The sequence below is a fragment of the Actinoplanes sichuanensis genome, from assembly GCF_033097365.1.
Classification (GTDB): Bacteria; Actinomycetota; Actinomycetes; order Mycobacteriales; family Micromonosporaceae; genus Actinoplanes; species Actinoplanes sichuanensis.
Window position 1 is genome coordinate 11,668,122 of the sequence record NZ_AP028461.1, and the last position, 13,835, is coordinate 11,681,956.

The 13,835-nt window shown below is 70.0% G+C and carries 15 protein-coding genes; 12 read left to right on the forward strand and 3 right to left on the reverse strand.

Annotated features, from left to right (window positions below; genetic code table 11):
- The first annotated feature begins 147 nt into the window (after positions 1–147).
- The 4 genes from mltG to Q0Z83_RS53460 all read left to right on the forward strand — a co-directional run bounded on the left by mltG (position 148) and on the right by Q0Z83_RS53460 (position 4,003).
- On the forward strand, positions 148–1,329 hold the full coding sequence (gene mltG, locus Q0Z83_RS53445) for an endolytic transglycosylase MltG (RefSeq protein ID WP_317791246.1): 1,182 nt from the start codon (positions 148–150) through the stop codon (positions 1,327–1,329).
- Between the two features lie 31 nt (positions 1,330–1,360).
- Positions 1,361–2,245: a shikimate dehydrogenase gene (locus tag Q0Z83_RS53450; RefSeq protein WP_317791247.1), complete on the forward strand. Its 885-nt coding sequence runs from the start codon at positions 1,361–1,363 to the stop codon at positions 2,243–2,245.
- Between the two features lie 79 nt (positions 2,246–2,324).
- Complete coding sequence (aroC, locus tag Q0Z83_RS53455) at positions 2,325–3,503, forward strand: chorismate synthase (RefSeq protein WP_317791248.1); 1,179 nt, start codon at positions 2,325–2,327, stop codon at positions 3,501–3,503.
- The gene (locus Q0Z83_RS53460; protein ID WP_317791249.1) at positions 3,503–4,003 is read left to right on the forward strand and encodes a shikimate kinase; all 501 of its coding nucleotides are present in this window, start codon (positions 3,503–3,505) and stop codon (positions 4,001–4,003) included. The genes aroC and Q0Z83_RS53460 overlap by 1 nt, the downstream gene beginning before the upstream one ends.
- Here the strand turns inward: Q0Z83_RS53460 and Q0Z83_RS53465 are convergent.
- A complete protein-coding gene (locus tag Q0Z83_RS53465; RefSeq protein WP_317791250.1) occupies positions 4,000–4,800 on the reverse strand; it encodes a polysaccharide deacetylase family protein in 801 nt (266 codons plus the stop codon). The genes Q0Z83_RS53460 and Q0Z83_RS53465 overlap by 4 nt on opposite strands.
- 96 nt (positions 4,801–4,896) lie before the next feature.
- Entirely contained in the window at positions 4,897–5,634 is a 738-nt protein-coding gene (locus tag Q0Z83_RS53470) for a Clp protease N-terminal domain-containing protein (RefSeq protein ID WP_317791251.1), read from the reverse strand.
- Positions 5,635–5,712: 78 nt separating this feature from the next.
- Here Q0Z83_RS53470 and aroB point away from each other — a divergent pair, with 78 nt between their 5' ends.
- From aroB to nusB, 4 genes are all read left to right on the forward strand, one after another.
- Positions 5,713–6,777 carry a 3-dehydroquinate synthase gene (aroB, locus tag Q0Z83_RS53475; protein WP_317791252.1) on the forward strand — a complete coding sequence of 355 codons (1,065 nt, stop codon included), beginning with the start codon at positions 5,713–5,715 and terminating at the stop codon, positions 6,775–6,777.
- On the forward strand, positions 6,774–7,193 hold the full coding sequence (gene aroQ, locus Q0Z83_RS53480) for a type II 3-dehydroquinate dehydratase (protein ID WP_317791253.1): 420 nt from the start codon (positions 6,774–6,776) through the stop codon (positions 7,191–7,193). Before aroB ends, aroQ begins: the two co-directional genes overlap by 4 nt.
- A gap of 88 nt (positions 7,194–7,281) precedes the next feature.
- A complete protein-coding gene (gene efp / locus Q0Z83_RS53485; protein ID WP_317791254.1) occupies positions 7,282–7,839 on the forward strand; it encodes an elongation factor P in 558 nt (185 codons plus the stop codon).
- A complete protein-coding gene (gene nusB, locus Q0Z83_RS53490) occupies positions 7,839–8,273 on the forward strand; it encodes a transcription antitermination factor NusB (protein ID WP_317791255.1) in 435 nt (144 codons plus the stop codon). The genes efp and nusB overlap by 1 nt, the downstream gene beginning before the upstream one ends.
- A 918-nt stretch (positions 8,274–9,191) precedes the next feature.
- Here the strand turns inward: nusB and bldD are convergent.
- Positions 9,192–9,680, reverse strand: a complete 489-nt coding sequence (gene bldD, locus Q0Z83_RS53495) for a transcriptional regulator BldD (RefSeq protein ID WP_014446326.1) — start codon at positions 9,678–9,680, stop codon at positions 9,192–9,194.
- Between the two features lie 290 nt (positions 9,681–9,970).
- Here bldD and pyrR point away from each other — a divergent pair, with 290 nt between their 5' ends.
- Genes pyrR through carA form a run of 4 tightly spaced genes read left to right on the forward strand, consistent with a single transcriptional unit; the run spans position 9,971 to position 13,834 of the window.
- The gene (gene pyrR / locus Q0Z83_RS53500) at positions 9,971–10,555 is read left to right on the forward strand and encodes a bifunctional pyr operon transcriptional regulator/uracil phosphoribosyltransferase PyrR (RefSeq protein ID WP_373871146.1); all 585 of its coding nucleotides are present in this window, start codon (positions 9,971–9,973) and stop codon (positions 10,553–10,555) included.
- A complete protein-coding gene (locus tag Q0Z83_RS53505) occupies positions 10,552–11,472 on the forward strand; it encodes an aspartate carbamoyltransferase catalytic subunit (protein ID WP_317791256.1) in 921 nt (306 codons plus the stop codon). The genes pyrR and Q0Z83_RS53505 overlap by 4 nt, the downstream gene beginning before the upstream one ends.
- Positions 11,469–12,731, forward strand: coding sequence for a dihydroorotase (locus Q0Z83_RS53510; protein WP_317791257.1), 1,263 nt, complete (start codon positions 11,469–11,471; stop codon positions 12,729–12,731). The genes Q0Z83_RS53505 and Q0Z83_RS53510 overlap by 4 nt, the downstream gene beginning before the upstream one ends.
- Positions 12,728–13,834, forward strand: coding sequence for a glutamine-hydrolyzing carbamoyl-phosphate synthase small subunit (carA, locus tag Q0Z83_RS53515; protein WP_317791258.1), 1,107 nt, complete (start codon positions 12,728–12,730; stop codon positions 13,832–13,834). The genes Q0Z83_RS53510 and carA overlap by 4 nt, the downstream gene beginning before the upstream one ends.
- The last annotated feature ends 1 nt before the right edge of the window (position 13,835 follow it).

The window sequence follows — 13,835 nt, forward strand, 5'->3', positions numbered from 1 at the left end:
GTAGCCGGCCTGGGTTGCCCCGCCGGCCACAGCGCGTTAGGCAGGAACCCAGGGGTGGGCGCGAAGGCATCGATGTGGGTATGGTGCGCGTCAGTGCTGGTCGTGTTCTGACCGGAGTCGGCCGGACGGGCAGCGGAGGCAGACGAGATGATCGACGAACTGGATGTGGCGTTCGAAGAGGACGCCGAGTCAAGTGGATCCCGGCGAGGCAACCGGGCTCGGAAGGGGCGGGGCCGGTCAGCCATCGCGCTGGTCACGACCCTGCTGCTCTTCGCCGTCCTGGGTGGCGGCGTCTACTTCGGCTACACCAAGGTCGCGAGCTTCTTCGTCGCCGCCGACTACGAGGGTTCCGGTTCCACCCCGGTCGAGGTGACGATCCGGAAGAACCTGTCGCTCACCGAGATCGGCAACGAACTGGTCGAGGCCGATGTGGTGAAGAGCACAAAGGCGTTCGTCGAGGCCGCCGAGGCCGAGCCCAAGAGCAAGAACATCCAGGCCGGTACGTATGTGTTGCGTAGGCAGATGGCCGCCAAACAGGCCCTCGCGCAGCTGCTCGACCCGAACACGCGACTCAGCAAGGGCGTGACGGTCCCCGAGGGCAAGACCGCGAAGCAGACCTACGAGCTGCTCTCCAAGGGCACCGGCATCCCGGTGAAGGACTTCGAGGAGGCGGCCAAGGATCCGGTGGCGCTCGGCGTGCCGGACTGGTGGTTCAACCGGGGTGACGGCAAGCAGTCGGCCAAGAGCATCGAGGGCTTCCTCTTCCCGGACACCTACGAGTTCGACACCAAGGTCACCGCCGAGGGCGCCCTGCGGACCATGGTGGAGCACTTCCTCACGGTCACCGGCGATCTGGGCTTCGCCGACGAGGTGCAGAAGAACCGGAAGGTCTCGCCGTACGAGGCGCTGATCGTGGCGTCGCTGTCACAGGCCGAGGCGGGTATCGCCGCCGACCTGCCGAAGGTGTCCCGGGTCGCCTACAACCGGGCGTACGTGAAGGACATGCCGCTGCAGTTCGACGTCACCACGAACTACTGGCTCCAGCTCAACGGCAAGGACCCGAAGCACTCCGGCCAGCTCCTGCAGAAGGAGATGGACGACCCGAAGAACCCGTACAACACCGAGATCGTGAAAGGCCTGCCGCTCGGGCCGATCAACAGCCCCGGCAAGGCGGCGCTGATCGGGGCGCTGCGCCCGACGAACGGGCCGTGGCTGTTCTTCGTGGCGATCGACAAGAGCGGGCGTTCGGCGTTCGCGGTGACCGACGCCGAGCACCAGAAGAACGTGCAGAAGGCCTGCGCCAACGGCATCAACCTCTGCGGAAAATGACCCGGCCACCCGGCCCCGTAAAGTGGGCCGGGTGCAGAGCCAAGACGAGACCCCGTCCAGCGGCCGGAAGGCCGCCGTGTGCGGTAAGCCGATCGCACACTCGCTCTCCCCGGTGATCCACAATGCCGGGTTCACCGCCGCCGGGCTGACCGGTTGGTCGTATGAGGCGATCGAATGCGCCGAGTCCGAGCTGCCGGATCTGGTGGCCGGGTTGGGCCCGGAGTGGGCCGGTCTGTCGCTGACCATGCCGCTCAAGGAGGCCGCGCTGCGGCTGGCCACCTCGGCGTCGCCGGTGGCCATCGCGGCCGGGGTGGCCAACACGCTGGTCCGCCAGCCGGACGGCTCGTGGCATGCCGACAACACCGACGTCCCGGGCATGGTGCATGTGCTGCGGGAGGCGGGTCTCGGTCTGAGCCGTGGCCGGCACGCGGTCAAGGAGGCGCCGCCGCGGATCACCGTGCTCGGTGGTGGTGGCACCGCCCGGGCCGCCCTGGCCGCCGCGGCCGAGTTGGGCGCCGAGGCGGTCACCGTGGTGACCCGCCGTCCGGAGGCCCGCGAGGAGCTGGGCCCGGTGGCGGTCGCTCTCGGGCTCACCATCGACGGGGTCGCCTGGGCTGACGCGGCGGGCGCCTTCGACGCCGACGCGGTCCTGTCCACGGTCCCCAAGGGGGCCGCCGACGAGCTGGCCGAGCGGGTCACCTGGCGGCCCGGCAGTGTGTATTTCGACGCCCTGTACGACCCGTGGCCGACGCCACTGGCCGCCTCCGCCGCCAAGCGCGACATCCCGGTGGTCTCCGGGCTGGATTTGCTGCTGGCTCAGGCGCTCAGTCAGTTCGAGCAGTTCACCGGGGTTCCGGAGGCCCCGCAGGAGGCGATGCGGGCGGCTCTCGGCGAGGCGGTCGCCGGCCGCGTCTGAGCGGCGGCGCGGGTGTCCGCTGGGCGGGATGCGGGCGGCCTCGTGCCAGGGCGTGCGGGCGCCGTGCCAGACTGTTGCCGTGTTGCGCTGGCTGACTGCAGGTGAATCGCACGGACCGGCGCTCGTCGCGCTGCTCGAGGGTGTCCCCGCCGGGATCGAGGTGACGAGCGCTGACATCACCCGTGACCTGGTGCGTCGTCGTCTCGGCTACGGTCGCGGCGCCCGGATGAAATTCGAGCAGGACGAGCTGGAGCTGATCGGTGGCATCCGGCACGGGGTGACCCAGGGCTCGCCGGTGGCGATCCGGGTCGGTAACACCGAGTGGCCGAAGTGGGAGACCGTGATGGCGGCCGACCCGGTGGATCCGGAGGTGCTGGCCTCGCAGTCGCGTAACGCGGCGCTGACCCGGCCGCGTCCCGGGCACGCCGACCTGGCCGGCATGCAGAAATACGGGCACACCGACGCCCGCCCGATCCTGGAGCGCGCCAGCGCCCGGGAGACCGCGGCCCGGGTCGCCGTCGGGGTGGTCGCCAAGCAGCTGATCAAGCAGGCGCTCGGCATCGACATCGTCTCGCACGTCATCGAGCTCGGCTCGGTCGCCGCCAAGCCGGGTGTGATCCCGACGCCCGACGACTTCGACCGGATCGACGAGGACCCGCTGCGCTGTCTCGACCCGGAGGCCAGCGCCCGCATGGTGGCCGAGGTCGACGCCGCCAAGCAGGATGCGGACACGCTCGGCGGCATCGTCGAGGTGCTGGCCTACAACGTGCCGCCGGGTCTCGGCTCGCATGTGCAGTGGGATCGCAAGCTCGACGCCCGCCTGGCCACCGCGCTGATGTCGATCCAGTCGGTCAAGGGTGTGGAGATCGGTGACGGTTTCACCCAGGCCCGTTCGCGTGGCTCGGTCGCCCATGACGAGATCGTGCCGACGCCCGACGGGGTCAAGCGGGTGACCGACCGGGCCGGTGGTCTGGAGGGGGGCATCACCAACGGCGAGCCGCTGCGGGTGCGTGCCGCGCTCAAGCCGATCTCGTCGCTGAATCGGGCGTTGCAGACCGTCGACATCGTCACCGGCGAGCCGGCCACCGCGATCAACCAGCGGTCCGACGTCTGTGCGGTTCCGGCCGGCGCGGTCGTGGCCGAGGCGATGGTCGCCCTGGTCCTGGCCGAGGCGGCGACGGAGAAGTTCGGCGGTGACTCGGTCGCCGAGATCCGCCGCAACCTGAAGTCGTACCTCGACAATCTGATCATCCACTGATGGCCCCGGTCGCGGTCTTCGTCGGCGTGATGGGAGCCGGCAAGACCACCATCGGCCAGGCGGTCGCCGCCGAGTTGGGGGTGCCGTTCGCGGACACCGACACGATCATCGAGGAACGGGCCGGCAAGCCGATCCCGGAGATCTTCGTCGATGACGGCGAGGCCGCGTTCCGCGCCCTTGAACGCGAGGTCGTGGCGTCATCCCTGGAGACGTTCGGCGGCGTCCTCGCCCTGGGCGGCGGCGCGATCCTCGATGAGGGTACGCGTAAGATCCTCGCCGATCACACGGTCGTCTACCTGTCCGTGGAGCTGACCGACGCGATCAAGCGGGTCGGCCTGGGCGCCGGCCGCCCACTGCTGGCGATGAACCCGCGGGCCACCCTGAAACATCTGCTCGACCAGCGTCGCCCGCTCTACCTGGAGGTGGCCACGCACACGGTGACCACCGACGGCCGCGAGGAGCCGGAGATCACCGCCGATGTCGTGGCCCGACTGCGCTAGACCGCCGGGGTCTTCTTCTCCAGGGCGATCAGCTCGGGGACGGTCACGAAGCGGAAGCCGCGTGCCTTGAGACCGGCGAACATGGCGCCGAGGCCGCGCAGTGACACCAGGCGGTGCGGCTTGCCGACGTCGTGGGCCAGCACGATCGAACCCGGGCGGACGTTGTCGACGATGTCGCGGACCTGCCCGTCCGGGTCCTTCTCGAAGTACAGCTCGCGCATCAGGTGCGACCAGAGCACGATGTCGTAGCCCATGCAGTCGGCGGCCAGCACGGTGGAGCCGCCGAGGTGCCCGTAGGGCGGCCGCATCAGCGTGGTCGTCCGCCCGAACACCTTCTGGATCATCTCGTGGGTGCGGGTGAGCTCGCTCAGCACGCCCGCCTTGTCCAGCGTGGCGAGGTCGTCGTGCGACCACGAGTGGTTGCCGATCGCGTGCCGGCTCATCCGGTCGCGGACCAGGTCGGCGTTGGCCTCCAGGTTGCGCCCGACCATGAAGAAGGTGGCCGGGACCGAGGCCGCGTCCAGGGCGTCGAGCACCATCGGCGTGTAATCCGGAGCCGGGCCGTCGTCGAACGTGAAGGCCACCACCGGCTCGGTTGTCTCCACGTAGTAGCGCACCGACAGCCCGGGCCGTTGGAGATCGGCCGGCGAGTCGGCGGCGGCCGCGTAGCCACCGCTGAGCGGAGGCCGGTCCCACCCGAACAGCCGCGGCAGCCCGACCGCACCGGCGGCCCCGACGGCCACCCCGCCGGTGGCCAGCAGGCCGCGCCGAATGACCGAACGTCGATCGATACCCATGTTGATGTCCCCCCGTTGCGGTCAGCGAGAGTATCGGAAGACCGCAACGGGAATTTCAGCGGTTCGAGTGATCTCGTTCCGCCACGGGTGGTGGGGTCACTGAACGGACGGCGAGGCGGGGCCGGGCAGTTGGGCCTCCAGGGCTTCGATGCGGCTCACGAGTGGCGCCAGTTCGGCACGGAGCGCGTTCAGCAGCGCCGGGGGAGCGGCCTGGTCGGTGGTGGTGGCGCGGAGGTGGGCGTAGCCGGTCAGGGCGGCCGCCACGGTCCGGCGGGCCGCCTTACCGTCGACCGAGCGGGACCGCAGCAGCTCACCGGCCGCCCCGTCCGGTTCGGTGGCCAGGCCGACCAGCAGGTGCTCGCAGCCGACGTAGTTGTGGCCGAAACCGATCGCCTCACCGACGCTGAGCTCCAGCGCGACGGCGGCGGGCCCGCTGAACCGCAGCGTGGTGCCCGGGGCGGCCGGCGGCTCGGCGACGTCCGGGGCGGTCAGCGAGGTGGGGGTGACGTCCATCGCGGTGAGGATCTGCAGCGCCAGGTTCTGCCCCTCGGCGAGCATGCCGTGCAGTAGGTCACCGGTGGTGACCGAGGTGGCGCCGGACTCCCGGGCCCGGGCCGTGGCCAGGTTGAGGACGGTGATCAGGCGGGCGGTGAAGGTGGGCAGGCGCTCGGCGAGCCAGGCCGGGTCGACGTCGGTCAGGACGGCCTGGCGGATCGTGGTGATCCGGCGGACCGCCTGCTCCAGGGCGCGTTGGCAGATCGGCGAGACGGGCAGGCCGGTCTCCCGGACCGCGTCGGCGAGATCGTCGGGTAGGTACACGTTGATTTTCGGCATGCGTCATGTGTAACCCGCTTGGGGTCATCTGTATATAACCCCATAAGGGCTCGCGGCGGTACGCATAGGGTGTAGCCCGTGGTGACGCGGATTCCGGTGGCGGGCGACCGTCCATATGACGTGGTCGTGGGCCGAGGGCTGGCGACCGAGCTGCCCGCGATGATCGAGGGCGCGGCCCGGGTGGCGGTGCTGCACCCGCCGACGCTCCGCGAGCGCGCCGAGGCCGTCGCGAAGTCGGCCGGTGTCGCGACCGTGGTGCCGATCGAGGTGCCGGATGCCGAGCGCGGCAAGTCGATCGAGGTCGCGGCCAGGTGCTGGGACGAGCTCGGGGCGGCCGGCTTCACCCGTACCGACGTGGTGGTGGGTGTCGGTGGCGGCGCGACCACCGACCTGGCCGGCTATGTCGCGGCGGCCTGGCTGCGCGGGGTCCGCTGGGTGCCGGTCTCCACCTCGGTGGCCGGCATGGTCGACGCCGCGGTCGGCGGCAAGACCGCGGTCAACATCGCCGCCGGTAAGAACCTGGTCGGTGCGTTCCATCCGCCGGCCGGGGTGCTCTGCGACCTGGACGCGCTGGACACACTGCCCGCCGAGGACATCGCGGCCGGTCTGGCCGAGGTGGTCAAGGGCGGGTTCATCGCCGACCCACGGATCCTGGAGCTCGTCGAGGCCGATCCGGCCGCCGCTCTCGACCCGCGCAGCGACGTGCTGCGTGAGCTGATCGAGCGCAAGATCCAGGTCAAGGCCGACGTGGTCGGGGTGGATCTGAAGGAGTCCGGGCTGCGGGAGATCCTCAACTACGGCCACACACTCGGTCACGCGATCGAGCGACGTGAGAAATACACCTGGAAGCACGGGCACGCCATCGCGGTGGGCCTGATCTTCGCGGCCGAGCTGGGCCGACTCACCGGCCGGCTGGACGACGCGACGGCCGATCGGCACCGGACGATTCTGGAGTCGTTGGGGCTGCCCACGGCGTACCCCGAAGAGGCCTGGAGCGAACTGCTGCCCGCCATGCGCGTCGACAAGAAGGCGCGGGCGGCCACCTTGCGGTTCGTGGTTCTGGACGGCCTGGCGAAGCCGGGCATCCTGGCCGGTCCGGAGGAGGACCTGCTGCGCCGGGCGTACGCGGCGGTGGCCCGATGATCTACGTGCTGAACGGGCCCAACCTGGGCCGGTTGGGCCTGCGTGAGCCCGGCGTCTACGGATCCTCGACCTATCAGGACCTGGTCGAGATGTGCCAGACCGTCGCCGAGGATCTGGGCCTGACCGTCGAGGTGAAACAGACCAACGCCGAGCACGAGATGCTGGAGTGGCTGTACCGGGCGGCCGACGAGGGCGCCGACGTGGTGCTCAACCCGGGTGCCTGGACGCATTACAACTACGCCGTGCGCGACGCCTGCGCGATGCTGCGCGGCAAGCTGGTCGAGGTGCACATCTCCAACGTCCACGCCCGGGAGGAGTTCCGGCACCGCTCGGTCATCTCGGCGGTCGCGACGGGTGTCATCGCGGGGCTGGGTTTCGACGGATATCGCCTGGCCCTGGAGCACATCGCCCGGTAGGCCCGATTCGCTCCGGCCAGCTTGCCGCCGGTAGAGTGGTTCGGTCACCGATTCGTATCAAGATCACGCTCTGAACAAAAGGCAGGACATGGCTTCCACCAACGACCTGAAGAACGGCCTGGTGCTCAACCTCGACAAGGAGCTGTGGAGCGTCGTCGAGTTCCAGCACGTGAAGCCGGGTAAGGGTCCGGCGTTCGTGCGGACCACGCTGAAGCACGTGCTGTCCGGCAAGGTGGTGGACAAGACCTTCAACGCGGGCACCAAGGTCGAGACCGCGACCGTGGACAAGCGCACCATGCAGTACCTGTACCAGGACGGTGAGGACTTCGTCTTCATGGACCTGGACACCTACGAGCAGATTCACGTCCCCGGCGCCACGGTCGGTGACAACGCCAACTACCTGCTGCCCGAGGCCGAGGCCACCGTCGCGCTGCACGAGGGCGTGCCGCTCTACATCGAGCTGCCGACCAGCGTGTTCCTCGAGGTCACCTACACCGAGCCGGGCCTGCAGGGCGACCGTTCGACCGGTGGCACCAAGCCGGCGACCGTCGAGACCGGCGCCACGGTTCAGGTTCCGCTCTTCATCACCACCGGTGAGAAGATCAAGGTCGACACCCGCGACGGCCGCTACCTCGGCCGCAGCTGATGGCTGAAGGCCCCAAGAAGGAACGGCTCGCGCGTCGCAAGGCCCGCAAGCGAGCGCTGGACGTCCTCTTCGAGGCTGACCTGCGTGATCTGCCGCCGAGCCAGGTGCTCCTGACCTACCTGGACCGGATCGCGAAGCCGCATCCCGAGCACCTCGAGTATTCGAAGACGCTCATCGAGGGTGTGGCCAAGCACCTCGACCGGATCGACGAGCTGATCGCCAGCTACGCCGAGGGCTGGACGATCGACCGGATGCCGACGGTCGACCGCAACCTGGCCCGGATCGCGGTCTACGAGCTGCTCTTCGAGCCGGACGTGGACGACCCGGTGGCGATCACCGAGGCGGTCGAGCTGGCCAAGGAGATGTCGACCGACGACAGCCCCCGCTTCCTGAACGGGTTGCTGGACCGGATCGCGGCCTTCGCCACCCGCTGAACGCTCACCGCGGACGGCCCGGACCCACACGGTCCGGGCCGTCCGCGCGTTTCGGGCGGCCTTCTGTGATCGCGTCGAGTGCGGGCGGCCCCTCCGGAGACGCCGCGCCGCCGCGCTTCTCCCGGGCCCGATGTCTTCGCGCTTCTTTCCGAGGACCTCGCGTCGCCGCGTTTCTTTCGGGCCTCGCGCGTTCGCGTCTCTATCCGGGAACGTCGAGTCTTTGCGTCTCTTCCGGGCCTTGTGTCGCCGAGCTTTTTCCAACGGCGTCCGGCCTCCGCTCCCCGACCGGCGACGGAGAGCGACGAGACTCGCCTCGCTCATGGTGATCAACCACCGATTCACCCCCGCATTCCGCTCGGGCGGCCCCGAGCGCCCCGTTCCCCAGCCGGCCGTGGACACCCCTCGATCCGCCGAGTGGTACGGAACAGCCGTGACCAGGGTTCACAAGTTCGCGGCGAAAAGGGGAGGCGGGCCGAAAGCCAGCGAAAGCGAGGGCGGGAGTGTCGGAGTGGGTCGAAGGCGGGCGCGGGAGGGCCGGAATGGTTTCTGAAAGCGGGTGAAAGCGGGCGCCTGAGGGCAGGGGCAGGCTGAATGCCAGCAAAAGCCGGGCTGAGGCGAGCCGCAGCGGGCCGGGCGAACCGCAGCGGGCCGAAATCGGCGAAAGCGGGCCGGGGCCGCAGCGGGCCGGATGCCGGTGAAAGTGGGCCGCGCCGAACCGAAAGTCGGCGAAAGCGGGCCGAGGCAGACCGAGGCGGGCGGGGCCGGGCCGGAAACCGGGCGGAGACGGGCGTGGGCGGGCGGGGAACGCCGCCGACGACGTGGAAGGTGGGAGGAAAGGCGAAAGCCCGCGTCGGGGGGACGCGGGCTTTACGGGGGGCGCTACTGGGTGTTGCTGATTTCGTTAAGCCGGCCGGTCGGTCAGCTGGCGAAGAACGCACGCGGGTCGGCCACCAGGACGCCCTGCTCGGTCAGGCGCTCGATGAGGCCGGACGGCGAGATGTCGTAGACGATGGCGAGCGCGCGCAGGTCGTCGGCCCGGATCGACAGGACCCGGCCGTTGTAGTCGCCACGCTGCTGCTGGATCGCCCGGGCGTACCGCGCCACGTAGGCGAGGTCTTCACCCGTGGTGTCGTACAGCTTCTCGAGGTCCAGGACGATCTTGTTGGTGGCCTCGAGGCGGATGCCACTGCCGTCGGGCAGCAGCTCGGAGACGGGCACACGGTAGAAGTCGGCCAGTTCGGCCAGACGTGACACGGTGACGGCGCGGTCGCCACGCTCGTACGAGCCCACCACGACGGCTTTCCAGCGGCCGTTGGACTTCTCTTCGACACCCTGCAGGGACAGGCCCTGCTGCTGGCGGATGGAGCGCAGGCGGGCGCCCAGCGACTTCGCGTACTCAGACGGCATACGGACACTCCCGGTACTGTGCTGGCCCGGAGGGTTCTTTCCTCACGGATCGCTACGCTGCGTGACGGTACGGAGTTTGCGACCGCCGGTCAAGTGTTGGTTACCGATGAGTCGTGCGGGCCGCACCAAAGTTACCGGCTGTATCCCTAGACGGCGGGATTTGTCCGGTCTGCTCCAGTCAGGCACGTCACCATGGCCAACGCCGCGTCCACTGATAACGTAGCGTCAGCCATCGGGTCTGATTTTCATCAGAATCAAGCCCGTACCGACGTCCTTTAACGACCCGTCCCGTGAGGCGGGGAAGGAGGTCCGCCGTGGCACAACCACGCGCAGACGCACCCAGCAAGATCATTTTGGCGGAGTCCGACCTGCACCGGGTCGTCGACCGGATCGCCCATCAGATTCTCGAGAAGACCTCCGGCGCCACCGGGACCGTGCTGCTCGGTATCCCGACCCGGGGCGTCCCGCTGGCCCATCGCCTGGCCGCCCGGATTCACGCCTTCGAGGGCGTCGAGGTCCCGGTCGGGTCGCTCGACATCACCCTCTACCGCGACGACCTGCGGCTCAAGGCCACCCGCGCGCTCGGCCGCACCGAGCTGCCGCCCGGTGGCATCGACGGTCTGCGGGTCATCCTGGTCGACGACGTGCTCTTCTCCGGCCGGTCGGTGCGGGCCGCGCTGGACGCGCTCAACGACGTCGGCCGGCCCAGCTCGGTGCAGCTCGCGGTGCTGGTCGACCGCGGTCACCGGCAGTTGCCGATCCGCGCCGACTACGTGGGTAAGAACATCCCGACCGCGCTCAGCGAGAGCGTCAAGGTGACTCTCACCGAGACCGACGGCGCCGACGAGGTCAAGCTGCTCGGAGGCCTCTCGTGATCAAGCACCTGCGCTCCGCCGCCGACCTGGACGCCCCGACCGCCACGCTGATCCTGGACACCGCCGCCGAGATGGCCGCGCTCTCCGGCCGCGAGGTGAAGAAGCTGCCCGCGCTGCGCGGCCGCACCGTGGTCAACCTGTTCTACGAGGACTCGACCCGGACCCGGATCTCCTTCGAGGCGGCCGCCAAGCGGCTCTCGGCGGACGTCATCAACTTCTCCGCCAAGGGCTCCAGCGTGTCGAAGGGCGAGAGCCTCAAGGACACCGCGCTGACCCTGCAGGCGATGGGCGCCGACGCCGTGGTGATCCGCCACTCGGCCAGTGGGGCCCCACACCAGCTGTCGAAATGGGTGGACGGCTCGGTCGTCAACGCCGGCGACGGCACCCATGAGCATCCGACCCAGGCGCTGCTCGACGCGTACACCATGAGGTCTCGCCTGGGTCGTCTCGACGGCCTGAAGGTCGCGATCGTCGGTGACGTGCTGCACAGCCGGGTGGCCCGGTCGAACGTGCTGCTGCTGACCACGCTCGGCGCGGAGGTCACGCTGGTCGGGCCGCCCACGCTGATCCCGGTGGACATCGTCGCGGCGCTCTCCAAATCGACGAAGGTCTCCTACGACCTGGACGCGGTCCTGCCCGACTCGGACGTGGTGATGATGCTGCGGGTGCAGACCGAGCGGATGCAGGACTCGTACTTCCCCTCGGCGCGTGAGTACAGCCGCCGTTACGGGCTCGACGTGGCCCGGATGAAGAAGCTGCCGGAGCACGCGATCGTGATGCACCCCGGCCCGATGAACCGCGGGATGGAGATCGCGCCCGAGGTGGCCGACTCACCCCGTTCCACGATCGTCGAACAGGTCGCCAACGGCGTCAGCGTCCGGATGGCCGTCCTCTACCTGCTGCTGGGAGGCAAGTGATGGCGTACCTGATCAAGGGCGTCTCGATCCTCGGTGCCGAACCGACCGACCTGTACATCAACGACGGTGTGATCTCGGCCCCGGTCGAGAACGCCGAGGTCATCGACGCGGCCGGGCTGGTCGCGCTGCCCGGCCTCGTCGACGTGCACACCCACCTGCGCGAGCCTGGCCGGGAGGACGCCGAGACCGTCGAGACCGGCTCCCGCGCCGCCGCGCTCGGCGGCTACACCGCGGTCTGCGCGATGGCGAACACCTCGCCGGTCGCCGACACCGCCGGTGTGGTCGAGCAGGTCTGGCGCCTGGGCCGGGAGGCCGGCCTGGTCGACGTGCAGCCGATCGGCGCCGTCACGGTCGGCCTGGCCGGTAAGCAGATGGCCGAACTCGGCGCGATGGCCACCTCGGCGGCGAACGTGCGGATCTTCTCCGACGACGGTTTCTGCGTCGCCGACCCGAAGCTGATGCGCCGCGCCCTGGAGTACGTCAAGGCGTTCGACGGCGTCATCGCCCAGCACGCCGAGGAGCCCCGCCTCACCGAGGGCGCCCAGATGCACGAGGGCGAGGTCAGCACCCGCCTCGGCCTGACCGGCTGGCCCGCGGTCGCCGAGGAGGCGATCATCGCCCGCGACGTGCTGCTGGCCGAGCACGTCGGTAGCCGCCTGCACGTCTGCCACGTCTCCACCGCCGGTTCGGTCGAGGTACTGCGCCAGGCCAAGGCCCGCGGCGTCCGGGTGACCGCCGAGGTCACCCCGCACCACCTGCTCCTCACCGACGAGCTGGCCGCCGGCTACGACCCGGTCTTCAAGGTCAACCCCCCGTTGCGTACGCGCAGCGACGTCGAAGCCCTGCGCCAGGCACTGCTGGACGGGGTGATCGACGTGGTCGCCACCGACCACGCGCCGCACGCCGTGCAGGACAAGGAATGCGAGTGGGCGCACGCCCGCCCCGGCATGCTCGGCCTGGAGACGGCGCTGCCGATCGTGCTGAGCATCTACGGCCCGCAGTGGGACCTGATCGCCGACCGGATGTCGCGGGCCCCGGCCCGGATCGCCGGTCTGGCCGGGCACGGCGGTGACCTGAGCGTCGGCTCCCCGGCGAACCTGACGCTGGTGGACCCGGCCGCGCGCCGGGTCGTCGACCCGTCGGAGCTGGCCAGCCGCAGCCGCAACACGCCGTACGCGGGCATGACCCTGCCCGGTCGCATCGTGGCGACCTTCCTGCGGGGCGAGGCGACGGTTCTGGACGGGAAGGCAGTCAAATGAGCAAGGCGATCCTCGTGCTCGAGGACGGGCGCACGTTCCACGGCAGCGCGTACGGCGCGGTGGGGGAGACGTTCGGCGAGGCGGTGTTCACCACCGGCATGACCGGCTACCAGGAGGTCCTGACCGACCCGTCGTTCCACCGGCAGGTCGTGGTGCAGACCGCCCCGCAGATCGGCAACACCGGCGTCAACGACGAGGACGACGAGTCGGACCGGATCTGGGTCTCCGGCTACGTGGTCCGCGACCCGGCCCGCCGCCCCTCCAACTGGCGGTCCACCGGCGACCTCGGCGACCGGCTCAAGGCCGAGGGCGTCGTCGGCATCAGCGGCGTCGACACCCGCGCCCTCACCCGCCACCTGCGTGAACGCGGTGCCATGCGGGTCGGCATCTCGTCGGTCGACCTGGACCCGCGGGCCCTGCAGCAGCGGGTCCTGGCCCAGCCGCAGATGCTCGGCGCCGACCTGTCGGCCCAGGTGACCACGCCGGAGAAGTACACCGTCCAGGCCGAGGGCACGCACCGCTACACGGTCGCCGCGCTGGACCTGGGCATCAAGCGCAACGTCTCGCGCCGGCTGGCCGCGCGCGGCGTCACCACGCACGTCTTCCCGGCCGCCTCGTCGATCGAGGACCTGCTCGCGGTCGGCCCGGACGCGGTGTTCTTCTCGCCCGGCCCGGGCGACCCGGCCACCGCCGACGGCCCGGTCGCGCTCGCGCAAGAGGTCATGCGCCGCCGGGTGCCGCTGTTCGGCATCTGCTTCGGCAGCCAGATCCTCGGCCGCGCGCTCGGCTTCGGGACATACAAGCTGGGGTACGGCCACCGCGGCATCAACCAGCCGGTCCTCGACAAGACCACCGGCAAGGTCGAGGTGACCAGCCACAACCACGGTTTCGCCGTGGACGCACCCGTAGGCGAGCGGATCGACACCGAGTTCGGTGCTGTCGAGGTGTCGCACGTCTGCCTCAACGACGACGTGGTCGAGGGCCTGCGGGGCCTGGAGGTCCCGGCTTTCACCGTCCAGTACCACCCCGAGGCCGCCGCCGGCCCGCACGACGCCGACTACCTGTTCGACCGTTTCGTCGAGCTCGTGGAAAAGAAGGGCTGAG